The organism is Pseudomonas sp. NA-150, from assembly GCF_044336365.1.
Lineage (GTDB): Bacteria > Pseudomonadota > Gammaproteobacteria > Pseudomonadales > Pseudomonadaceae > Aquipseudomonas.
The window spans coordinates 751,042-773,171 of sequence record NZ_CP172305.1 but is presented as its reverse complement, the minus strand read 5'-3'; the positions used below and the strand labels follow the sequence as shown (position 1 = coordinate 773,171).

The following is a 22,130-nucleotide window of genomic DNA, read 5'->3' as shown; positions in this document are numbered from 1 at the left end:
CACGAGAACAAAGCCTATAGGTCGATTCCTAAAGAATCTGCGAGCGAGGGAGACAAGCTATGTGGGAAATGTCCTAGATTTTTGTGGGCCAGTCCTTAAAGGATTGGCATCGACAAATCTCCATAAAAAAAGGCCGCCCGAAGGCAGCCTTAAAAAAACTAAAAGGAAAGAGAGTACTAATTACACCGCCGCAACTGGACGCATGTAAGAGATCGGTGCGGTGCTGGCGTCTTCGAAGGTCACGACTTCCCAGGCATCTGTTTGCGCGATCAATGTGCGCAGCAGTTGGTTGTTCAGTGCATGCCCCGACTTGAAGCCACGGAACTCGCCTATCAGGCTATTGCCCAGCAGGTACAGGTCGCCGATTGCATCGAGGATCTTGTGTTTGACGAATTCGTCCTCGTAACGCAGGCCGTCTTCGTTCAACACGCCGTCCTTGTCGACCACGATGGCATTTTCAACGCTACCGCCGAGTGCGAGGTTGTGCTTGCGCAGGTACTCGATGTCACTCATGAAGCCAAAGGTGCGGGCGCGGCTGACTTCTTTCACGAAAGAAGTGCTGGAAAAATCCACGCTGGCACTTTGGGTGCGGTTGCGGAATACCGGGTGATCGAAATCGATCTCGAAACTCACTTTGAACCCTTCGAAAGGCAGGAAAGTAGCGCGTTTACCGCCCTCTTCCACTGTGACTTCCTTCAGGATGCGGATGAATTTCTTGGCTGCGTCCTGTTCTTCCAGGCCGGCAGATTGAATCAGGAATACGAAGGGTCCTGCGCTACCGTCCATGATCGGGACTTCGGAGGCGGAGAGTTCGACGTAGGCGTTATCGATGCCCAGGCCAGCCATGGCCGAAAGCAAATGTTCTACCGTGTCCACCTTAACGTCCCCGCTGACCAATGTGGTCGACAGGGTGGTGTCACCGACGTTTTCCGCACGGGCAGGGATCTGCACCATAGGGTCAAGGTCAGCGCGGCAAAACACGATGCCGGTATTCACAGGTGCAGGCTTGAGGGTCAGGTAAACCTTTTCCCCGGAGTGCAGGCCGACACCTGTGGCACGGATAATATTTTTCAGGGTGCGTTGTTTAATCATGGCATTGGCCGCTTCAGCGCAAGTTGCGAACTGGTATCAACAAAGGCTGGCGATGATAGCAGACCCGGCCTTTGCTGAACACCAATCACCCTAATACCCCTGATACATTTCATCAATCAGCCTGGCGACGTAGGAAAGCTGGGATGTCCAGGTAGTCCAAATCGTCGTTAGGGTTCATCTTCGCAGCCGCTTGAGCACCGGCGTGAGCCTGATTGCGCATCACGGTCGGACGATCCAGGTCGCGATAATTCACGGCTGGCATTTCCTGACGAGTAGCATGTTGTTGCACCGACACGCTTGCAGTTTGCATGGTGTTATCGATCACCTTCACAGGTTTCTCGATTTTCGCGCCCAGGCCAGTAGCAACCACGGTCACGTGCAACTCGTCACGCATGTCCGGATCGATAACAGTACCGACCTTGACCATGGCGTGCTCGGAAGCGAACGCTTCGATGATGCTACCCACGTCCGAGTACTCACCCAGAGACAGGTCAGGACCGGCAGTGATGTTGACCAGAATGCCACGGGCACCCTGCAGGTTGACGTCTTCCAGCAGCGGGTTGCGAATAGCTGCTTCGGTCGCTTCACGGGCACGGTTCGGACCGCTGGCGCAGCCAGTGCCCATCATCGCCATACCCATTTCGCTCATCACGGTACGCACGTCGGCGAAGTCGACGTTGATCATGCCCGGACGCTTGATGATGTCGGAGATACCGCGAACGGCACCGGCGAGTACATCGTCTGCCTTGGCGAAAGCCGACAGCAGGCTGGCGTCTTTACCGAGGATGGTCAGCAGCTTCTCGTTAGGAATGGTGATCAACGAGTCGACGCTTTCCGACAGCAGGCGGATGCCTTCGTCGGCGATCTGCATGCGTTTGCGACCTTCGAACGGGAACGGACGGGTCACCACCGCAACGGTGAGGATGCCCATTTCCTTGGCCACTTCGGCGATGATCGGCGCAGCACCGGTACCGGTACCGCCACCCATGCCAGTGGTGATGAAGACCATGTTGGTGCCTTGCAGCACTTCAGCGATACGCTCGCGGTCTTCCAGTGCGGCCTGACGGCCCACTTCAGGGTTAGCGCCAGCACCCAGGCCCTTGGTCACACCGGTGCCCAATTGCAGGATGGTGCGCGCACCAATGCTTTTCAGTGCTTGAGCATCGGTGTTGGCGCAGATGAACTCGACGCCTTCGATGTTGCTCTTGACCATATGGTTGACAGCGTTGCCGCCGCCACCGCCGACGCCGATAACTTTAATTACCGGACTTTGCGGGACATTGTCTACGAGTTCGAACATTTTCCCTCTCCTTTCATTCTCTAGTTTTTTCGCCTACTACCGTCTTCCCACTACTGCTTTTGAAACTTAAAAGTTTCCTTGCACCCAGCGCTTGAGGCGTTCAAGCACGGGGGCTTTAGCGTCATCACTGCTATAGCTACTGCTGCTATTGCTACTGATGCCGGACAACGAGATGCCGTCGGACTGTTTTTGCAGTCCGTACAGCAGCAGACCGACACCCGTGGAATAAATCGGGTTACGCACGACATCTGCGAGCCCTTTGACGCTATGCGGAACGCCCAGGCGCACCGGCATGTGGAAGATTTCCTCGGCCAGTTCGACCGCGCCTTCCATTTTCGAGGTACCACCGGTCAGCACAATGCCGGCCGGGATCAAATCTTCGTAACCGCTGCGGCGCAGTTCCGCCTGAATCAGGGTGAACAGCTCGTCGTAACGCGGCTCGACCACTTCGGCCAAGGCCTGACGCGACAGCTCGCGCGGTGGACGATCACCCACGCTTGGCACCTTGATGGTTTCACCGGCACCGGCCAGTTTCGCCAGGGCGCAGGCGTAGCGAATCTTGATTTCTTCGGCGTATTGGGTCGGTGTACGCAACGCCATGGCGATGTCGTTGGTCACCTGGTCGCCGGCAATCGGGATCACAGCGGTATGGCGAATCGCGCCTTCGGTGAAGATCGCGATGTCGGTGGTGCCGCCGCCGATGTCCACCAGGCACACGCCCAGTTCTTTCTCGTCGTCGGTCAGGACCGAGTAGGCCGAAGCCAGTTGCTCGAGAATGATGTCGTCGATTTCCAGGCCGCAACGGCGCACGCATTTTTCAATGTTCTGTGCAGCGTTGACCGCGCAGGTCACCACGTGGACCTTGGCTTCCAGACGCACGCCCGACATGCCCAAAGGCTCGCGCACGCCTTCCTGGTTATCGATCACGTAGTCCTGCGGCAGAGTGTGCAAGACACGCTGGTCGGCAGGAATCGCCACGGCCTGGGCCGCGTCCAGTACGCGTTCGAGGTCAGCCATGCTGACTTCACGATCACGGATCGCGACGATGCCGTGGGAGTTCAGGCTGCGGATGTGGTTGCCCGCAACGCCGACGAACGCCGAGTGAATGCGGCAACCCGCCATCAGCTGGGCCTCTTCCACCGCGCGCTGAATCGATTGCACAGTGGACTCGATATTCACCACCACGCCCTTCTTCAGGCCGCGGGATGGATGGGTGCCGATACCGACGATTTCCAGCGTGCCATCGGCCGCGACTTCGCCCACCAGCGCCACCACCTTCGAGGTGCCGATATCCAAGCCGACGATCATTTTGCCGCTTTGCACGTTTGCCATGGTCCTGCCTCTTGTCAATTCTTCGCGACGGCGGGTTTGTCCGTCGTAGGCGCTGCCGGCGTACGCCATCCCACGGCGAGGCCGTTGGAATAACGCAGGTCGATGCGCTCGATATTCGTGATCTGTTCTTTAAGCGTTTTTTCGTAAATGGCGATGAAACGGCGCATTTTTTCCACGAGGTGATCGCGTCCCAGCAACAACTCGATACCTGGGCCTGCACTGCCTGCGCCAGTGGTCAAGAACCAACTGCCGCGTTCACGCAACTCCAGGCGCGCGATGGAGAAGCCCAAAGGCCGCAACATCTGACTCAACACCTGGTACTGCTGCATCACTTGCTGTTGGGCCCGCTGCGGGCCGAACAACTGTGGAAGATGTTCGTAGTTAGCCAATTCACGCGGGGCAAACGCCTGCCCCTGGTTGTTCAACAAAGCCTCATCGCCCCAGCGTGCTACCGGCAGTTGCTCTTCCAGACGAATCACCACCTGATCGGGCCAGACACGTCTGACCTCGGCGTGGGCAATCCAAGGCATCTGCTCAAGTTCGGTGCGCATGCTTGCCAGGTCGATGGTGAAGAAACTCGCCGCAACATAGGGTGCGATGCGTTGCTGCACGGCTTGCTGACTGATGTAACTCAAGTCGCCTTGCACGTTGATCTTGGTGATCGGTCGGTCGGCGTAAGGCAGCAGGCGCTGAGCCGCTTCGTAGGTGCCGAAGCCCAGCACCACCAATAGCACTGGCCAAAACAGGAACTTGAAGAAACCGAAGTTGGCCTTGGGCAGGCGCGCGGACAGCGGCTCTTTGGCCACCATTCGACTGGCACCACGCGGTACCGGCTTGCGGCCGGGAACGGGGGGTTGCTGATGACGTAGCATCGCGCCTTGCATGGGATTAACCTCGCGCCTCAACACTGTCGGCCAGAATCGCCAACACCAACTGCTGGAAGTCCAGGCCGGCAGCGCGCGCTGCCATTGGCACCAGACTGTGATCGGTCATGCCCGGAACGGTGTTGACTTCCAACAGCCAAAACTTGCCGTCGGCGTCCTGCATGACATCCGCCCGCGCCCAACCTGCGATGCCAACGGCTTCGCATGCACGCGCAGTGAGATCTTTAAGCTCTTGTTCCTTGGCGGCATCAAGCCCGCACGGAATCCGGTACTGGGTATCGGAAGCCAGGTACTTGGCGTCGTAGTCGTAGAAACTGTGGGGCGTGCCTAGCCCAATGGGCGGCAGAATCTGGTCACGCAACGTGGCAATGGTGAACTCCGGTCCTTGAATCCATTGCTCGACCAATACTTGCGAATCGTAGGTGCAGGCGGCTTTCCAGGCGGCGATCAATTCGTCGACGCTGGAGACCTTGGCCATACCGATGCTGGAACCTTCATGCGCCGGTTTGACGATCAACGGGAAGCCCAGTTCCGCAGCCGCAGAAATACAGTCGTCAGCAGAGCTCAACACCGCATGACGCGGCGTCGACAAGCCGAGGCTTTGCCAAACCTGTTTGGTGCGCAGCTTGTCCATCGCCAGCGCTGACGCCAGGACGCCGCTGCCGGTGTAAGGAATTTCCAGGCACTCAAGCAGACCTTGCATGCTGCCGTCTTCACCACCACGGCCGTGAAGCACGATGAACGCGCGGTCGATCTTTTCGCTGACCAGACGCTGCAGAAAGTCGTCACCCACGTCGATACCGAACGCGTCGACGCCTGCACTTTGCAGCGCATCAAGCACGGCATTGCCCGACTTCAACGACACTTCCCGCTCGGCACTTTTGCCACCGAAGAGCACGGCAACGCGGCCGAAGGCTTTCGGCTCCAGCGTGGAGCGCAGGGAGGATTGAGTGACCTGGGTCATTTCAATTTGCCTTCGGTCGAGGCCACAACAGCGCCGACAAACAATGGGCTTTTCAGCAATTGCGGCGCGAGGCCACCGATATCACCGGCGCCCTGGCACAGCAGAATGTCGCCGGCACGCAGCAGCGGCTTGACCAGCGGCGCCAGCTCGACGCCACGCTCGATGTAGATCGGGTCCAGTTGCCCGCGCTGACGGATGCTTTGCGCCAATTTACGGCTGTCCGCGCCCGGAATCGGCTCTTCACCGGCCGGATAGACTTCCATCAACAGCAACACATTGGCCTCACCCAGCACCTGCACGAAGTCATCGTAAAGATCTCGGGTACGGCTGTAGCGATGTGGCTGATAGACCATGACCAGACGACGATCCGGCCAGCCGCCACGTACAGCGTTGATCACTGCGGCGACTTCACGCGGGTGATGACCATAGTCGTCGACCAGCATCACGTTGCCGCCTTCGACGGGCAGTTCGCCATAGATCTGGAAGCGTCGGCCAACACCCTGGAAGCCTGACAGGCCCTGCACGATGGCTTCGTCGGAAACGCCTTCGTCGGTAGCAATCGCGATGGTCGCCAGCGAATTGAGCACGTTGTGATTGCCCGGCATGTTCACCGAAACATCCAGCGGCTCGCGGTCGCGACGCAGCACGGTGAAGTAAGTCACCATGCCCTGCTGACGCACGTTGATCGCACGCACGTCGGCTTCTTCGCTGAAGCCGTAAGTCAGGGTCGGACGCTTGACCAGCGGCAGAATATCGCGCACCACCGGATCATCGATGCACACCACGGCCAGACCGTAGAACGGCAGGTTGTGCAGGAATTCGACGAAGGTTTTCTTCAGCTTGTTGAAGTCGCCTTCGTAGGTCGCCATGTGGTCGGCGTCAATGTTGGTGACCACGGCTACCAGCGGTTGCAAGTGCAGGAAACTGGCGTCACTTTCATCGGCTTCGGCGATCAGGTAACGGCTGGTGCCCAACTGCGCGTTGGTGCCAGCAGCGTTCAAACGGCCACCGATCACGAACGTCGGGTCCAGGCCACCTGCGGCGAATACCGAGGCGATCAGGCTGGTGGTGGTGGTTTTGCCGTGAGTACCGGCGACCGCGATACCGTGGCGATAGCGCATCAGTTCAGCCAGCATTTCGGCACGCGGCACCACGGGAATACGACGCTCAAGCGCGCTGGCGACTTCCGGGTTGGACGTATTGACTGCGCTGGAAACCACCAGTACGTCAGCGTTCGCTGTGTTCTCGGCACGGTGACCGATGAAGATGTGCGCACCGAACGACTCAAGACGCTCAGTGACGGGTGAAGCTTTCAGGTCGGAGCCGGACACCTGGTAACCGAGGTTAAGCAACACTTCGGCGATACCGCACATGCCCACGCCGCCGATACCGACGAAGTGAATGTTACGGATGCGGCGCATTTCCGGCTGGGGCATCGCTCGTTGATTCTCAACCATGGGCCACCTCCAGGCAGACTTCGACCACAGTGCGCGTTGCGTCAGGTTTGGCTAGGCGGCGAGCCGTGCGGGCCATGGTGTTCAATTGTTCGGGTTGCATCAAAACCTCTTTCAGGCGTGCGGCCATTTCGGCTACGCCTGTTGTTGCTTGTGGCATGACGAAGGCTGCACCTTCGCGGGCCAGATAGTCGGCGTTGCGGGACTGGTGGTCGTCGATCGCATGGGGCAAAGGCACCAGGAGCGAGGGCAGACCGGCAGCCGCCAGTTCACTGACGGTCAGCGCGCCCGCGCGACAGACCACCAGGTCGGCCCAGCCATAGGCTTGGGCCATGTCTTTGATGAAGGGCGCCACTTGCGCCTCGACACCGGCAGTGCGATAGCGCTCTGCCGTGATTTCGTCGTGTTTCTTGCCGGCCTGATGGAACACTTCAGGACGCAGCTCTGCTGGCAACAGCTTCAGCGCAGCCGGCAGCAATTTGTTCAGCGGCTCGGCGCCCAGGCTGCCCCCCAGAATCAACAGGCGCGGCTTGCGTCCGTCCAGGGCCTGACGCGGTGTTTCGAGGAACAATTCGCTACGCACCGGGTTACCCGTGGTGCGACGCTTGGACGAGGCAGGGAAGGTATTCGGGAAGGCTTCACACACGCGGCTGGCGAACCGCGCCAGATTGCGATTGGCCGTGCCAGCGATTGCGTTCTGCTCCTGAATGATCAAGGGCACGCCCGCCAGTCTTGCCGCCAGGCCGCCAGGCGCCGTCACGAAACCGCCCAGGCCCAACACGCACACCGGCTGCAACTCACGCACAACCTTGCGCGCCTGCATCAACGCCTTGAGCAATACAAACGGCGCCTTGAGCAACGTCATCAGGCCCTTGCCGCGCAGACCGGTCATGCTGATCAGGTGCAGCGGCAGGCCTGCCTGCGGCACCAGTTCATTCTCGATACCGCGTGGCGTACCGAGCCAATGCACGGTGTAGCCGCGCGCCTGGAATTCCCGTGCGCACGCCAGCGCCGGGAACACATGCCCGCCGGTACCGCCGGCCATGATCAGCACGTTAGCGCCCATGGGTCGACTCCTCGGCGAAGTCGCTCTCGTTGAACTCGGTTTCTTCACTGCCGGTATTGGTCCGCGCTTCCCATTCGATGCGTAGCAACAAGCCCAGGCTCGCGCAGCAAATCACCAACGAACTGCCGCCGTAACTGAGGAACGGCAAGGTCAGGCCTTTGGTCGGCAGCAGGCCGACGTTCACCCCGATATTGATCAGGAATTGACCGATCCACAGGAATGACAAGCCGTACGCCACATACGCCGCGAAATACTGTTTGGCCTTTTCCGCCCACAGGCCGATGTACATGCCGCGAATACTGACGAACACGAACAGCGCCACGGTCAGCAGCGAGCCGACCACCCCCAGCTCTTCGGCCAGTACCGAGAACACGAAGTCGGTGTGCGCTTCCGGCAGGTAGAACTGCTTCTGCACGCTGTTGCCCAGACCTACGCCGAACCACTCGCCACGGCCAAAGGCGATTAGCGCCTGAGTCAATTGATAGCCCGAACCGAATTGATCGGACCACGGGTCGGTGAAGGTAATCAGACGCGCCATCCGATACGGCTGCGCTTGCACCAGCACGAACACCGCACCTACGGCCAGAATCACCATCAGGCTGAAACGGAACAGACCCACGCCGCCGAGAAACAGCATCGCTGCTGCCGCGCCCATCATTACAACGGTGGCACCGAAGTCCGGCTCCATCAGCAACAGGCCCGCCATTGGCAGCAGTACGATGAATGGCTTGAAGAAACCCATCCAGCTCTCGCGCACTTCCTGCTGGCGTCGTACCAGATAACCGGCGAGGAAAATCACCACGAATACTTTGGCGATTTCCGAGGGCTGTACGTTAAACATGCCAAAGCCGATCCAGCGCATCGAACCGTTAACTTCACGGCCAATACCAGGCAGCAGCACCATGATCAGCAAGCCAAAGGCGCCGAGCAGCATCAGCCAGCCCAGACGTTGCCAGGTAGCGACCGGAATCATCATGGTGGCGACGCAGGCACCCAGGCCCAGAACGATGTAGAACAAATGACGAATCATCATGTACAGCGGATTGCCGGACTGCACGGCGGCCACTTCCGACGACGCGGAAGTGATCATCACCAGGCCCAGGCCCAGCAACGCCAGGCAACCTGCCAACATCGGAAAGTCGACATCGATCCCGTGGCCGCTGATCAGCGGCGATGGGTAAGGTTTGATTACGCCGAGAATCATGACAAGGCCCCCACTGCTTGAGCGAACAGGCGGCCGCGCTCTTCGTAATTCTTGAACATGTCCAGGCTGGCGCACGCCGGCGACAGCAACACAGCGTCCCCGTCCTGAGCGATTTCGGCGGCACGCTGCACGGCTTCTTCCAGTGTCTTGACGCGAATTAATGGAACAGCTTCGCCGACCGCTTGCGCGACCAGCTCTGCGTCACGGCCCAACAACACCACCGCGCGGCAATGCGCTGCGACTGGCGCACGCAGGGCGCTAAAGTCGGCACCTTTGCCATCACCACCCGCGATCAACACCAATTTGCCGCCAATATCGGCGCCGAGCCCTTCGATGGCGGCCAGCGCGGCCCCCACGTTGGTGGCCTTGGAATCGTCGTAGTAACTGACCCCATCACGCTCGCGCAGCCATTGGCAACGATGCGTCAGACCAGTGAAGGTGCGCAGGCTGTCGAGCATGGCGTCGAATGGCAAACCGACCGCATGCCCCAGGGCCAGGGCAGCCAAAGCGTTGGCTTGGTTGTGCGCGCCACGAATTTTCAGTTCGCGAACCGGCATCAGTAAGTCGAACTGGAAGGCGAGGTATTTTTCGCCGTTCTCTTCGCGCAAACCGAAGCCGTGGAAATCGGGCTTGTTCAAACCGAAGGTCCAGCACGGCAGACCTTCGCCAATCAGCGGCCGCGACAACGCGTCCTGCCGATTGACCACCACCTGACGCGCGCCCCGGAAGATCCGGTGCTTGGCCAGGTGATAAGCCGGCAGACCGCTGTAGCGGTCCATGTGGTCTTCGCTGACGTTCAACACGGTTGCGACTTCAGCACGGAGGTCATCCGTGGTCTCGAGCTGGAAGCTGGACAGCTCGAGCACATACAGCTCGACCGAGTCATCCAGCAGGTCCAACGCCGGCGTACCGAGATTGCCACCGACCGCCACACGCTTACCCGCCGCAGCGGCCATCTCGCCAACCATGGTGGTGACGGTGCTCTTCGCGTTCGAACCGCTGATGGCCACGATCGGCGCTTTCGCGTTGCGCGCGAACAACTCAATGTCGCCCGACAATTTCACGCCACGAGCAGCCGCTTGCTGCAGAGCTGGGGTGGCCAACGCCAGGCCGGGGCTTACGTACAGCTCGTCGGCACGGCACAGGAACTCGACGTCCAGCTCACCACAACGCACTTCCACCTGCGGATATTGCTGGCGCAAGGTCGCCAGCTCAGGTGGATTTTCCCGCGTATCGGCCACTGCAAACGACACGCCCCGGTTCGCCAGGAAGCGAACCAGGGACATGCCGCTCTTGCCGAGGCCGACAACGATGCGGAAGTGGTCAGAAGCGATCAGAGACACTCGTTCTACCTCAGCTTCAGGGTGGCAAGGCCGATCAGCACCAGAATCACGGTGATGATCCAGAAACGGACGATCACACGCGGCTCGGGCCAGCCTTTGAGTTCAAAGTGGTGGTGAATCGGCGCCATGCGAAACACACGACGGCCGGTCAATTTGAATGACGCGACTTGAATCACCACCGAAAGGGTTTCCATCACGAACACGCCGCCCATGATGAACAAAACGATTTCCTGACGAACGATCACCGCAATGGTGCCCAGCGCAGCGCCCAGTGCCAGCGCACCGACGTCGCCCATGAACACTTGTGCCGGGTAGGTGTTGAACCAGAGGAAGCCCAACCCCGCACCAATCAAGGCACCGCAGAACACGATCAACTCACCGGCGCCGGGGATGTACGGAATCAACAGGTATTCAGCGAATTTCACGTTACCCGACAGGTAGCAGAAGATGCCGAGTGCGCCGCCGACCATCACCGTGGGCAGGATCGCCAGGCCGTCGAGGCCGTCGGTCAGGTTAACCGCGTTGCTTGAGCCAACGATCACGAAGTAGGAAAGTACGATGAAGCCGATGCCCAGAGCGATGCTGGCGTCTTTGAACATCGGGATGATCAAGGTGGTCTCGACCGCGCTTGGCGCTGTCGAATACAGGAAGATTGCTGCCACCAGGGCAAACACCGACTGCCAGAAATACTTCCAGCGGCTCGGCAAGCCTTTCGAGTTCTTCTCAATCACTTTGCGATAATCATCGACCCAGCCAATGCCGCCAAACAGCAACGTGACGATCAATACCACCCAGACATAACGATTGCTCAGGTCAGCCCACAGCAAGGTGCTGACGCCGATAGCCGACAGAATCAACGCGCCGCCCATGGTCGGCGTACCCGATTTGGACAGGTGCGATTGTGGACCGTCGTTACGAACCGATTGACCGATCTGGCGATTCTGCAAGGTGCGAATCATCCACGGGCCCAAGCACAGCGCCAGCGACAAAGCGGTGAGCACACCGAGGATCCCGCGCAGGGTCAGGTATTGGAAGACCGCGAAGCCTTTGTAGAACTGTTGCAGATACTCCGCCAGCAGCAGCAGCATTAATGTTTCTCCAGACTGGAACCGCATAAAGCCGTCACGACGTTTTCCATCGCAGCGCTGCGCGAACCTTTGATCAAAATAGTGGTGTTTGTGTCCTGCTCCGCGCCAAGCGCAGCGATCAGGTCGGTCTGGTTGGCGAAATGGCGAGCATTCTGGCCAAACGCGTTCACCGCGTGGGCCATCAACGGCCCAACGGCATATAAGGCGTCAACCTTGCCCACGGCATACGATCCAACCTGGCGATGGCCTTCCTCAGCCCAGGCGCCTAACTCGCCAATATCTCCGAGCACCAGGACGGTGCGTCCAGAAAAGCCGGCGAGTATATCAACGGCTGCGCACATTGAGGTCGGGTTGGCGTTGTAAGTGTCATCAATCACGCGGATGCCATTAGTGGCCAATTGCGCCACGGTGCGCCCTTTGACCGGCTGCACGGCGTTGAGGCCGGCGATGATACCGTCCATCGATACACCCAGCGCATGAGCCGCCGCTGCGGCGGCCAATGCATTGGTAACATTGTGTGTGCCCAGCAGATTGAGCTGGACCGAGGCCGCCCCCGCAGGACCGTGCAAGGTGAAGCTCGGGCAGCCACGGGCATCGCGCGACAGATCCCGGGAATAGAAGTCGGCGGTATCGTCACTCAGGGCAAAGCTCAGCACCTGTCGGCCTTTGGCCCGTGCATGCCAAATGTCGAAGGCCTTGTCGTCACGGTTGAGGACCGCAACGCCTTTGTCGTCCAGCCCTTCGATGATTTCACCCTTGGCCAGTACGATTTTGTCCGGCCCACCGAACTCGCCGACGTGGGCGGTCCCGGCGTTGGTGATCATCGCGACATGGGGTTTGGTCAGCGCCACGGTGTAGGCAATTTCGCCAACCCGTGAAGCGCCCAACTCGATCACGGCCGCCGTGTGCTCCGGCGCCAGCTCGAGCAGGGTCAGCGGAACACCCAGGTCATTGTTCAAATTGCCACGCGTGGCCAGCACCACACCACGGGTGCGCATGATGCTGGCGAGCATTTCCTTGACCGTGGTTTTGCCGCTGGAACCGGTAATCGCCGCCAGCGGTTTGTCGAACGCCTTGCGGTTAATACCACCCAACTGCGCCAATGCGTGACGGGTATCGCCCACCACCAATTGCGGCAACGCAGCACCCGGCACTTCGCGCTCGACCAACGCGCCCACTGCACCTTTGGCAGCGACTTCGTTGAGGTAATCGTGACCATCGAAACGTGGACCGGTCAGCGCAATAAACAGCTGACCCGGAACAATGTTGCGGCTGTCGATGCTGACACCATTGAAAGTGCACTCGCCGACCTGGCGGCCATTCAAGGGCACGACCAGTTCGCTGAAGGTCAGAGGCTTAAGCATGCGCCACCTCCCATGCGGCCAAGGCTTTGGCGGCTTCTTCAAGGTCGGAAAACGGATGACGTTGGTTATCGATTTCCTGGTAGTCCTCGTGGCCTTTACCGGCCAGAACGATTACGTCATTGGCCTGGGCACTGGCGACCAGTTGCGCAATGGCCACGCCACGACCGGCGACAAAACTGACGTTATCCACAACTGCAAAACCTTTGCGGATGTCATCAAAAATCTGTGCTGGCGCTTCGGTGCGCGGGTTGTCGTCGGTGACCAGCACGGTATCGGCCAGACGTTCGACCACTTCTGCCATCAACGGACGCTTGCCGCGATCACGATCGCCGCCACAACCGAACAGGCACATCAAACGACCTTTGGCGTGCGGACGCAGGGCTTCAAGGACTTTTTCCAGCGCATCAGGTGTGTGGGCGTAATCAACCACCACCAGCGGTTTTGTACCGCCACCCAAACGCTGCATGCGACCGACCGGACCTTCCAGCGACGGCAGCACTTTGAGAATTTCATCCAGCGCATAATCCAGCCCCAGCAACGCGCCAATGGCAGCCAGCACGTTACTCAGGTTGAAGCGGCCCAGCAGGCTGCTGCGCAGATGATGTTCGCCATGGGCAGTGACCAACGTGGCGCGCACGCCATCATCATCGAAGTGCGCATCACGGCAATAAAGGGAGGCGCCGGCATCGCTCACGCTGTAGGTGATCAGGCGCGAGTCATGCTTTTCAGAGGCCAACTGCCGACCGAAGTCGTCATCCAGATTGATCACCCGGCAACGCAGGTCAGTCCAGGCGAACAGCTTGGCTTTGGCCGCCGCGTAGGCCTCCATCGAACCGTGGTAGTCCAGGTGATCGCGAGACAGATTGGTCAACACCGCGACGTCGAACGCCAGTGCAGTCGCACGGCCTTGATCCAGCGCATGGGACGACACTTCCATGGCCACGGCACGGGCACCGGCTTTCTTCAAGTCCGCGAGGGTTGCCTGGACGGCAATCGGATCCGGCGTGGTCAAGCGACCGCTTTGCAGCGCGCCATAGAAACCGGTGCCCAGGGTGCCGATCAGCCCGCAGTGCTGACCCAACTGGTCCAGCGCTTGCGCGACCAGTTGCGTGACACTGGTTTTGCCGTTGGTGCCGGTGACGCCCACCAGATTCAGGCTGCGGCTCGGGTCGCCATAGAAACGCCCGGCAATGTCGGACAGCTGTGCAGCCAGACCTTTGACCGGGATCAAGGGGGCGTCGGTGAGTGGCAATACAGTCGAGCCTTCGACTTCATAGGCGACTGCTGCCGCGCCGCGCTTCAGTGCATCGGCGATGTGCGCACGGCCGTCAAACTTGCCGCCCTTGATTGCCAGGAACAGATCACCGGGACGCACATTGCGGCTGTCGAGGGTCAACTCGCGGATCAACAGATCGCGGTCGGCATGGGCGAAAATCTTGTTCAGACTAAAAGGCATCAACCACGCCCTCCTTTAACAGCGGGAACCACGGGCGCAGCATTAACCTGTTGTTCCGGTGGAGTGGGCGCGAGGTTATCCGGGGTGACGTTCATCAGGCGCAGCGTGCCGGACATCACTTTGCTGAACACCGGCGCAGAGACCAGACCACCGAAGTATCCCTTACCACCCGGCTCGTCGATCACCACCACGATGGCGTAACGCGGATTGCTCATCGGGCCAAAGCCGGCGAACAACGAGCGGTAAGCGTTCTCTTCGTAGCCCTTGGTGCCCGACGCGGTTTTACGTGCGGTACCACTCTTGCCCGCTACGTGATACGACGGCACCCGGGCACGGTAAACGCCGCGCGGATCTTCGATCACTTGCTGCATCATGCCCTGCAAGGTTTTCGCCGTGGCTTCAGGAATGGCCTGGGTAGCAACCGGCTCGGCGTCGGACTTGAGGATCGTCAACGGTACGATTTTGCCGTTGTTGGCGATGGCCGAGTAGGCGTGCACCAACTGCAGCGCAGTTACCGACAAGCCGTAGCCATACGACAGGGTCGCCGTCTCGGCTTTACGCCACTCGCGGTAGTTCGGCAGGTTGCCTACACGCTCGCCCGGGAAACCCAGACCGGTGTACTGACCAAGTCCAACGCGTTGCATGGCGTGGAAAATCGCTTCCCCGCCAATGTCGAATGCCACTTTACTCATGCCAACGTTACTGGAGTTGATCAGGATGCCGGTCAAGTCGAGGATCGGACCCTCGGTCTTGGTTACGTCACGGATGGTGTACTTACCGATTTGCAGCGTGCCCGGATAGACCTCGACTTTGTCAGTTGGTTTCCAGCGACCGCTGTCCAGCGCGGCAGTCATCGAGATCGGCTTCATGGTCGAACCCGGTTCGAACACGTCGATGATCGCGCGGTTACGCATCGCGGCCGGGACCATGGTGCGGCGGTTGTTCGGGTTGTAGGTTGGCGAGTTGACCATGGCCAGCACTTCGCCGGTCTTGACGTCCATGATCACCAGGCTGCCCGCTTTCGCGTCGTTTTCCTGGATCGCGTTGCGCAACTCGCGCGTAGCCAGATATTGCAGACGCAGGTCAATAGACAAAGCCAAGGTCTTTCCGGCCTTGGCGTTTTTTGTAACCTGGACGTCTTTGATCAATCGACCGCGACGGTCCTTGATCACCTGTCGTCTGCCGGGCACCCCGGCGAGCCAGTCGTCATAGGCGAGTTCCACCCCTTCTCGACCATGGTCGTCGAGGTCGGTGAAGCCCACCATGTGCGCCGTTACATCACCGGCCGGATAAAAACGCCGGAATTCTTCGATGCCATAGACACCCGGGACCTTCAGATCGAGTACGACCTGGCCCTGCTCCGGGGTCAGGCCACGGACCAGATAGATGAATTCTTTGTCGGCCTGTGATTCGAGGCGGTCGGTCAGCAATTTTGCGTCCTGCCCCAAAGCCGCCGCCAGCGCAGGCCATTTATCCTTGCCCTGCTGCATTTCCTTCGGGTTGGCCCACAGCGTGGTCACTGGGGTACTGACCGCCAATGGTTCGCCATTACGGTCAGTGATCAGGCCGCGGTGCGCCGGAATAGGGATATGACGAACGCTACGCGCATCGCCCTGTTGCTTGAGAAATTTGTGGTCGATGACCTGCAAGTCGACGATACGCCACGAAATCGCGGCCACCATGATGCCCAGCAGACCGACGACTACGCGAAAACGCCACGGATAGAGGCCGCCCTCAAGGTTCATCATGGCGCCACCATCCGTACTTCGGCGGCATTCGGGATGCGCATCTTCAGCTGTTCGGTGGCCAGGGTTTCGATGCGGCTGTGGGCAGTCCAGGTGCTCTGTTCAAGAATCAGGCGCCCCCACTCCGCCTGCGCTTTATCGCGCACGCTGAGTTCGTTGTAGAGCGAGTTCAGCAACTGCCGGTTCCAGTGGGCGCTATACGCCACGCCGATAGCCGAAACGAGGACGGCAATGAACAGCAGCAGCATGAAGAAACTGCCGCCTGGTAAAGGCTTGAAGTACAGCCGGGTCACCGAAGCTTCTCCGCCACACGCATGACCGCGCTGCGCGAGCGTGGGTTAGCTTTGGTTTCTTCGTCGGAAGCAAACTGTGCCTTGCCGAGGACTTTGATTTTCGGATCGAAGGCTTTGAACTGGATCGGCAGGTTGCGCGGCAGGTTGTCCGCCTCGCCCTTGGCCAGCTTGCGCATGAACAGTTTGACGATACGGTCTTCCAGCGAGTGGAAGCTGATCACCACCAGGCGGCCACCGATCTCCAGCGCTTCGAGTGCAGCCTCAAGCCCGGCTTCAAGATCGCCCAGCTCGTTGTTGACGTGGATGCGCAGGCCCTGGAAAGCACGGGTCGCGGGGTTCTTACCCTTTTCCCACGCCGGATTGGCCACTTTCAGTACTTCAGCCAGATCGGCGGTGCGCTCGAAAGGCTTGACCTGACGACGCTCGACCACCGCGTTGGCCATGCGTTTAGCGAAACGTTCTTCGCCGTATTCCTTGAAAACACGAGCGATTTCTTCGGCCGGAGCGGTGGCAATGAACTCGGCGGCGCTGACGCCACGGCTCGGGTCCATGCGCATGTCCAACGGGCCGTCGTTCATGAAACTGAAGCCACGCTCCGGGTCGTCGAGCTGCGGCGAAGACACGCCGAGGTCCAGCAAAATGCCGTTGACCTTGCCCGCCAGACCCTGGATTTCAACTTCGGACCCCAGCTCGGCAAAGCTGCGCTGCACAACGACAAAGCGGCCGTCTTCGGCCGCTAGCGCTTGCCCGGTGGCAATCGCTTGAGGATCTTTGTCAAAACCGAGAAGTCGCCCGTCAGGGCCGAGGTGCTTCAGTATTAAACGGCTGTGACCACCACGCCCGAACGTGCCGTCCAAATAGCAGCCATCGCTGCGCACCGCGAGAGCCTCTACGGCTTCTTCGAGCAGTACGGTGATGTGGGTAAAGCCGCTATTCATAGTCACAGGATCAAATCACGCAGTTCATCAGGCATAGCGCCCGGTTTTTGAATGGCTGCAAGGTCCGCTTCAGCAAGCGCGTTCCAGGCATCCTCGTCCCACAGTTGAAACTTGTTGAGCTGGCCAACCAGCATCACGCGCTTATCCAACTTGGCGTATTCGCGCAGGCGTGGCGGCACAACGAAGCGGCCGCTGCCATCAAGTTCCAGATCAACGGCATTCCCGATCAACAGTCGCTGCAGACGACGGTTTTCTTCACGGAATGTCGCCAGTTCACGCAATTTGGCTTCAATCAACTCCCATTCGGATAATGGGTACACGCATAAGCAAGGGTCGACAGCATCAATGGTCACGATCAATTGCCCGGCACTACGCGAATCCAACTCGTCGCGGTACCGGCTCGGCATGGCGAGACGTCCCTTTGCGTCGAGATTGATTGCGTTTGCACCACGAAACACAGGCGCGATCTCCGAATATTAACTTTTTACGCTGAAAAAACCCACTTCACGCCACTTTCTGCCACTTGCGCACACTATAGGAATGCGTCGACCACACCGTCAAGGCGCGGTCCTAAGGAAAACCCTTACAGATCGGAGATTTAGGAGAGGAAAAACAGGTGAAAGAACAATTTTTCAATTGTTTTTGCGGATAAATCTCAATCGACTCAGAGCGCTAACGCTCGAAGTTAAAGTGATTTATGAAGAGTAAGATTTTTTTGATATTACAAAAGCGGTTCTGCTGTGAAAAAGCAGAGAAGGGAAAAAGGTGGAGAGTCGATCTGTAAGCCGGGTTCTGTCGAGGACAGTCATTCCTCTACGATGGCCATCACTGGACATCTTTAGCAACCTACCCGGTTCCAGCGCGGGCCACGCCTTGGAACCCTATTTGGTCTTGCTCCGAGTGGGGTTTACCGTGACCACGAACTGTTGCCAGACGTGCGGTGCGCTCTTACCGCACCTTTTCACCCTTACCGGCACCGAAGTGCTTAGGCGGTTATTTTCTGTGGCACTTTCCGTAGGCTCGCGCCTCCCAGGCGTTACCTGGCACTCTGCCCTATGGAGCCCGGACTTTCCTCCCCCCTATTGCGGAACAATAGGAGGCAGCGACTGTCCAATCGACTCTCCACCGCCAAGGTTAGCGGCACGGAGGCTCGAGAACAAGCTTTAATCCGTCCTACACACTTTGGTCTATAGGCCCAAGGCAGTTATTCATGCGTCTTTTGTTTATCCAGCGCCACCTGATAAAGCAAATTCTTGCGCACGCCGGTAATTTCCGCTGCCAATGCCGCGGCGCGCTTGAGCGGCATTTCTTCCAGCAGTAAATCCAGAATGCGTCGCGCCTCGGCGCCAATCACGTCCTCGTCTTCCGGCACGGTCCAGCCCGCGACCAACACCACACACTCACCGCGCTGCTGGTTGCTATCGCCTTCGACAAACGCCCGCAACTCCGCCAATGGCAGCCCTTTGAGGGTTTCGAAGGTTTTAGTCAATTCGCGCGCGAGCAAGGCCGGTCGTTCGGCACCGAATACCAGCTCCAGGTCCTGCAGACACTCAAGAATACGGTGCGGCGCCTCGTAGAAAATCAAGGTGCGCGGCTCTTCCTTAAGCAGCTCAAGACGCGCTCGACGCCCTACAGCCTTGGCTGGCAAAAAACCTTCGAAGATAAATCGGTCCGACGGCAGGCCGGCAGCCGACAACGCTGCGATCAAGGCACAGGCTCCCGGCACCGGGACCACTTGAATCCCGGCAGCACGGGCCTGACGAACCAGGTGATAGCCCGGATCGGAGATCAACGGCGTGCCGGCATCGGAGATCAGCGCCACGTCCTCGCCTGCCAACAGTTTGGCCAAAAAGCGGCTACCCTCCTCCCGCTCGTTATGCTCGTGACAGGCCGCCAAAGGCGTAGGGATACCAAAATGCTGCATGAGACGCATCGAGTGCCGGGTATCTTCCGCAGCGATCAACGACACCTCGCGCAACACCTTCAGCGCTCGCACGCTCATGTCATCCAGGTTACCGATAGGCGTGGCGACCACATAAAGCGAGCCAGTAGCGGAATTCAAAGCACCTGGAGCAGTCAAAGCGCACACCTCTTGGGTTAAGCAAAAAGACGCATTGTACAGATTACGGCTTGGGCCAACGGCCAGCCGATAAAAGCAAACACTGAAATCAGATTGAAAAAAGCGTTTGTTTTCATTGCAACCAAGCCTCAGCGACACCGTAAAACAGTGGATTCACCCCTTATTTGCCTGCTCCACGACCAATATGACTGCTTTAACGCCACTAACATCGCGCCCCGGCCAGTGCTTGGGTACAATTCCACGCTAATTTGCTCGAGTATCAGGATCACACATGATCGCTTGCCTGCGGCTGTTTACTGCCCTTTGTCTTGCTGCCCTCTTGGCGGCTTGCGCCAGTTCGCCTTCGTCAAGCCTTGGCGAACTTCCACGCACCCCTGACGCCAGCATCGAGCAACTGCTCGAACAGGCCGCAGCGGCGAAAACGCCCGACCAGGCCGCGCTGCTGAGACTGAGCGCGGCCGACCAGGCCTTCCGCCAGGGCAACCCGGGCCGTTCGGCGAAGATCCTCGAACAAGTGCCGCTCGATCAACTCAAGCCGGCACAGCAAGTGTATGCCAGCACCTTGTCGGCCGAACTCGCTCTGACGCGCAACCAACCCAAGGCAGCCCTCGCCGCCTTGAACCACCCAAGCCTGCAACGCCTGGGTGAGTTGCCGGTCGAGCAGCAAGTGCGGACCGGTGTCGTTCAGGCGCGCGCCTTGGAAGCCGACGGCCAAACACTGGCTGCTGCCCGCGAGCGTGTGTTTATCGCGCCACTGCTCAAGGGTGCTGACGCTAGCGCCAATAACGATGCGATCTGGAGCCTGGTCGCCGCCCTGCCCACTGAGCAACTGCAAAGCACAGGCGCCGACGACCTTTCCGGCTGGATGAGTCTGGCCCGCGCCGTCAAAGGCGCCGGCACGCTGGAGCAACAGCAGGCCGCCATCGACACCTGGAAAGCACAGAACCCGCAACACCCGGCAGCCCAGCAATTGCCGAGCGCCTTGGTGAAACTGCGCGCGCTGACCAGCGAACCGCTGAACAAAATTGCCCTGCTGCTGCCCCAGGACGGTCAACTGGCCTCGGTGGCCCGCGCCCTGCGTGAAGGCTTCATGGCTGCGCACTACCAGGCGCAGAAAGCCGGTCAAAAGCCACCTGTCATCGAAGTGTTCGACAGCTCGCGCCTGACCTCGATGGATGATTTCTACCGTCAGGCCAAAGCCGCCGGCGTGCAACTGGTGATCGGCCCGCTGGAAAAACCACTGGTCAAACAACTGAGCAGCCGCCCGCAATTGCCGATCCCTACCCTGGCACTGAACTACAGCGACTCGCGTCAGTCGGGTCCGCCCCAGCTCTACCAATTCGGCCTCGCTGCTGAAGACGAAGCCCGCGAAGTCGCGCGTCGCGCCTGGGCCGATGGCAAGCGCAGTGCTGCCGCCATGGTGCCAAAAGGCGAATGGGGCGACCGTGTTCTGGACGCATTCCGGCAAAACTGGCAAGCCCTGGGCGGCACCTTCATCGTCTCTGAACGCGTTGACCAGCCGGTGGATCTCGCCAAGCAAATTGCTGACATGTTCCAGTTGCGCAACAGCGAAGCTCGCGCCAAGAGTCTGCAAAGCACGGTTGGCGGTCAGGTAGCCGCGCAACCGACGCGTCGTCAGGACATCGACTTCATCTTCCTCGCCGCCACGCCTCAACAAGCCCAGCAAATCAAACCCACACTGGTGTTCCAGTACGCGGGCGATGTCCCGGTGTATGCCACGTCGCACCTGTTCACCAACAGCGGCGACAAAGCACAGTACAAGGACCTCGAAGGCATTCGCTTTTGCGAAACCCCGTGGCTGCTCGACAGCAGCGATCCCCTGCACCAGCAAGTGGTCGCACAGTGGCCACAAGCCTCGGGCAGCCTTGGCCGCCTGTACGCCATGGGTATTGACGCCTATCGCCTGGCGCCGCGCCTGGACCAGCTCAAGGCCATACCTGACAGTCGCATCGACGGCCTGACCGGCAGCCTGAGCCTGGGCCAGGGTCAGCGGATCGAACGCCAATTGCCGTGGGCACAGTTCACCAGCGGTCAGGTTCAACGCCTGCCGGATACAGCCCACTGATGCCGAGCGCGTCTCGGCAAAAAGCAGGGCGCGAGGCTGAAACCTTCGCCCTGCAGTATCTGCAACAACAGGATCTACGCCTCGTCACACAGAACTGGTTATGTAAACGTGGCGAGCTTGATCTGGTCATGCTCGATGGCGATACAGTAGTATTCGTCGAAGTTCGCTATCGACGCCACGCAGGCTGGGGTGGAGCGCTGGAAAGCGTGGATTTTCGCAAGCGCGAAAAACTCGTACTCGCCGCTCAGCTGTTCCTGCAACAAGAGTCGCACTGGGCGGATTTCCCCTGCCGCTTCGACGTGATTGCCATCAATGGCGATCCCGGCAATGCGCCTTCGCTGAACTGGATCAAGAACGCATTTGATAGTTGATTCAAGGTGCCGATAACTGAACCTTGAACGCTTTGATATTGAACAACGCACACACAATGATTTTGCTTTT

General features: G+C 59.3%; 19 protein-coding genes and 1 other RNA gene. 2 read left to right on the top strand and 18 right to left on the bottom strand.

From position 1 onward, the window contains the following. Nucleotides 1-180: 180 nt before the first annotated feature. The 18 genes from lpxC to rsmI form a co-directional block, all read right to left on the bottom strand. Complete coding sequence (gene lpxC / locus ACF0H7_RS03765) at nucleotides 181-1,092, bottom strand: UDP-3-O-acyl-N-acetylglucosamine deacetylase (protein WP_397451463.1); 912 nt, start codon at nucleotides 1,090-1,092, stop codon at nucleotides 181-183. Nucleotides 1,093-1,204: 112 nt separating this feature from the next. Further along, nucleotides 1,205-2,392 carry a cell division protein FtsZ gene (gene ftsZ, locus ACF0H7_RS03760; RefSeq protein ID WP_397451462.1) on the bottom strand — a complete coding sequence of 396 codons (1,188 nt, stop codon included), beginning with the start codon at nucleotides 2,390-2,392 and terminating at the stop codon, nucleotides 1,205-1,207. Nucleotides 2,393-2,458: 66 nt separating this feature from the next. Further along, complete coding sequence (ftsA, locus tag ACF0H7_RS03755; RefSeq protein WP_397451461.1) at nucleotides 2,459-3,724, bottom strand: cell division protein FtsA; 1,266 nt, start codon at nucleotides 3,722-3,724, stop codon at nucleotides 2,459-2,461. A gap of 14 nt (nucleotides 3,725-3,738) precedes the next feature. After that, on the bottom strand, nucleotides 3,739-4,608 hold the full coding sequence (locus ACF0H7_RS03750) for a cell division protein FtsQ/DivIB (protein WP_397451460.1): 870 nt from the start codon (nucleotides 4,606-4,608) through the stop codon (nucleotides 3,739-3,741). Between the two features lie 4 nt (nucleotides 4,609-4,612). Then, nucleotides 4,613-5,572 carry a D-alanine--D-alanine ligase gene (locus ACF0H7_RS03745; RefSeq protein ID WP_397451459.1) on the bottom strand — a complete coding sequence of 320 codons (960 nt, stop codon included), beginning with the start codon at nucleotides 5,570-5,572 and terminating at the stop codon, nucleotides 4,613-4,615. After that, nucleotides 5,569-7,029, bottom strand: a complete 1,461-nt coding sequence (murC, locus tag ACF0H7_RS03740; protein WP_397451458.1) for a UDP-N-acetylmuramate--L-alanine ligase — start codon at nucleotides 7,027-7,029, stop codon at nucleotides 5,569-5,571. The genes ACF0H7_RS03745 and murC overlap by 4 nt, the downstream gene beginning before the upstream one ends. Then, complete coding sequence (murG, locus tag ACF0H7_RS03735) at nucleotides 7,022-8,092, bottom strand: undecaprenyldiphospho-muramoylpentapeptide beta-N-acetylglucosaminyltransferase (RefSeq protein WP_397451457.1); 1,071 nt, start codon at nucleotides 8,090-8,092, stop codon at nucleotides 7,022-7,024. Before murG ends, murC begins: the two co-directional genes overlap by 8 nt. Beyond that, nucleotides 8,082-9,293: a putative lipid II flippase FtsW gene (gene ftsW, locus ACF0H7_RS03730; protein WP_397453821.1), complete on the bottom strand. Its 1,212-nt coding sequence runs from the start codon at nucleotides 9,291-9,293 to the stop codon at nucleotides 8,082-8,084. Before ftsW ends, murG begins: the two co-directional genes overlap by 11 nt. Then, nucleotides 9,293-10,639: a UDP-N-acetylmuramoyl-L-alanine--D-glutamate ligase gene (gene murD, locus ACF0H7_RS03725; protein ID WP_397451456.1), complete on the bottom strand. Its 1,347-nt coding sequence runs from the start codon at nucleotides 10,637-10,639 to the stop codon at nucleotides 9,293-9,295. The genes ftsW and murD overlap by 1 nt, the downstream gene beginning before the upstream one ends. A 5-nt stretch (nucleotides 10,640-10,644) precedes the next feature. Then, nucleotides 10,645-11,727, bottom strand: coding sequence for a phospho-N-acetylmuramoyl-pentapeptide-transferase (mraY, locus tag ACF0H7_RS03720; protein ID WP_397451455.1), 1,083 nt, complete (start codon nucleotides 11,725-11,727; stop codon nucleotides 10,645-10,647). Then, nucleotides 11,727-13,091 (bottom strand): UDP-N-acetylmuramoyl-tripeptide--D-alanyl-D-alanine ligase, encoded by a 1,365-nt coding sequence (gene murF, locus ACF0H7_RS03715; protein WP_397451454.1) that lies wholly within the window; start codon nucleotides 13,089-13,091, stop codon nucleotides 11,727-11,729. Before murF ends, mraY begins: the two co-directional genes overlap by 1 nt. Continuing rightward, nucleotides 13,084-14,547: a UDP-N-acetylmuramoyl-L-alanyl-D-glutamate--2,6-diaminopimelate ligase gene (locus ACF0H7_RS03710; RefSeq protein ID WP_397451453.1), complete on the bottom strand. Its 1,464-nt coding sequence runs from the start codon at nucleotides 14,545-14,547 to the stop codon at nucleotides 13,084-13,086. Before ACF0H7_RS03710 ends, murF begins: the two co-directional genes overlap by 8 nt. Then, entirely contained in the window at nucleotides 14,547-16,295 is a 1,749-nt protein-coding gene (locus ACF0H7_RS03705) for a peptidoglycan D,D-transpeptidase FtsI family protein (protein WP_397451452.1), read from the bottom strand. The genes ACF0H7_RS03710 and ACF0H7_RS03705 overlap by 1 nt, the downstream gene beginning before the upstream one ends. Then, on the bottom strand, nucleotides 16,292-16,585 hold the full coding sequence (gene ftsL / locus ACF0H7_RS03700) for a cell division protein FtsL (protein WP_397451451.1): 294 nt from the start codon (nucleotides 16,583-16,585) through the stop codon (nucleotides 16,292-16,294). Before ftsL ends, ACF0H7_RS03705 begins: the two co-directional genes overlap by 4 nt. Next, nucleotides 16,582-17,523: a 16S rRNA (cytosine(1402)-N(4))-methyltransferase RsmH gene (gene rsmH, locus ACF0H7_RS03695; RefSeq protein WP_397453820.1), complete on the bottom strand. Its 942-nt coding sequence runs from the start codon at nucleotides 17,521-17,523 to the stop codon at nucleotides 16,582-16,584. Before rsmH ends, ftsL begins: the two co-directional genes overlap by 4 nt. A 2-nt stretch (nucleotides 17,524-17,525) precedes the next feature. After that, complete coding sequence (gene mraZ / locus ACF0H7_RS03690) at nucleotides 17,526-17,981, bottom strand: division/cell wall cluster transcriptional repressor MraZ (RefSeq protein ID WP_397451450.1); 456 nt, start codon at nucleotides 17,979-17,981, stop codon at nucleotides 17,526-17,528. A gap of 307 nt (nucleotides 17,982-18,288) precedes the next feature. After that, nucleotides 18,289-18,645, bottom strand: an RNA gene (gene rnpB, locus ACF0H7_RS03685) — RNase P RNA component class A. Nucleotides 18,646-18,727: 82 nt separating this feature from the next. Further along, a complete protein-coding gene (gene rsmI, locus ACF0H7_RS03680; protein WP_397453818.1) occupies nucleotides 18,728-19,525 on the bottom strand; it encodes a 16S rRNA (cytidine(1402)-2'-O)-methyltransferase in 798 nt (265 codons plus the stop codon). Between the two features lie 349 nt (nucleotides 19,526-19,874). On the opposite strand from rsmI, the gene ACF0H7_RS03675 reads away from it, so the two are divergent. Then, entirely contained in the window at nucleotides 19,875-21,689 is a 1,815-nt protein-coding gene (locus ACF0H7_RS03675; RefSeq protein WP_397451449.1) for a penicillin-binding protein activator, read from the top strand. Beyond that, nucleotides 21,689-22,060: a YraN family protein gene (locus ACF0H7_RS03670; RefSeq protein WP_397451448.1), complete on the top strand. Its 372-nt coding sequence runs from the start codon at nucleotides 21,689-21,691 to the stop codon at nucleotides 22,058-22,060. The genes ACF0H7_RS03675 and ACF0H7_RS03670 overlap by 1 nt, the downstream gene beginning before the upstream one ends. Nucleotides 22,061-22,130 lie beyond the last annotated feature (70 nt).

Excerpts from the sequence above, each read along its gene's own strand:
- murC (WP_397451458.1), bottom strand. The coding sequence starts at position 7,029 with ATGGTTGAGAATCAACGAGCGATGCCCCAGCCGGAAATGCGCCGCATC.
- mraY (WP_397451455.1), bottom strand. The coding sequence starts at position 11,727 with ATGCTGCTGCTGCTGGCGGAGTATCTGCAACAGTTCTACAAAGGCTTC.
- rsmI (WP_397453818.1), bottom strand. The coding sequence starts at position 19,525 with ATGAGCGTGCGAGCGCTGAAGGTGTTGCGCGAGGTGTCGTTGATCGCT.
- ftsA (WP_397451461.1), bottom strand. The coding sequence starts at position 3,724 with ATGGCAAACGTGCAAAGCGGCAAAATGATCGTCGGCTTGGATATCGGC.
- rsmH (WP_397453820.1), bottom strand. The coding sequence starts at position 17,523 with ATGAATAGCGGCTTTACCCACATCACCGTACTGCTCGAAGAAGCCGTA.
- ACF0H7_RS03745 (WP_397451459.1), bottom strand. The coding sequence starts at position 5,572 with ATGACCCAGGTCACTCAATCCTCCCTGCGCTCCACGCTGGAGCCGAAA.
- ACF0H7_RS03710 (WP_397451453.1), bottom strand. The coding sequence starts at position 14,547 with ATGCCTTTTAGTCTGAACAAGATTTTCGCCCATGCCGACCGCGATCTG.
- ACF0H7_RS03705 (WP_397451452.1), bottom strand. The coding sequence starts at position 16,295 with ATGATGAACCTTGAGGGCGGCCTCTATCCGTGGCGTTTTCGCGTAGTC.
- ACF0H7_RS03750 (WP_397451460.1), bottom strand. The coding sequence starts at position 4,608 with ATGCAAGGCGCGATGCTACGTCATCAGCAACCCCCCGTTCCCGGCCGC.
- lpxC (WP_397451463.1), bottom strand. The coding sequence starts at position 1,092 with ATGATTAAACAACGCACCCTGAAAAATATTATCCGTGCCACAGGTGTC.
- ACF0H7_RS03670 (WP_397451448.1), top strand. The coding sequence starts at position 21,689 with ATGCCGAGCGCGTCTCGGCAAAAAGCAGGGCGCGAGGCTGAAACCTTC.
- murF (WP_397451454.1), bottom strand. The coding sequence starts at position 13,091 with ATGCTTAAGCCTCTGACCTTCAGCGAACTGGTCGTGCCCTTGAATGGC.
- murG (WP_397451457.1), bottom strand. The coding sequence starts at position 8,092 with ATGGGCGCTAACGTGCTGATCATGGCCGGCGGTACCGGCGGGCATGTG.
- ACF0H7_RS03675 (WP_397451449.1), top strand. The coding sequence starts at position 19,875 with ATGATCGCTTGCCTGCGGCTGTTTACTGCCCTTTGTCTTGCTGCCCTC.
- ftsZ (WP_397451462.1), bottom strand. The coding sequence starts at position 2,392 with ATGTTCGAACTCGTAGACAATGTCCCGCAAAGTCCGGTAATTAAAGTT.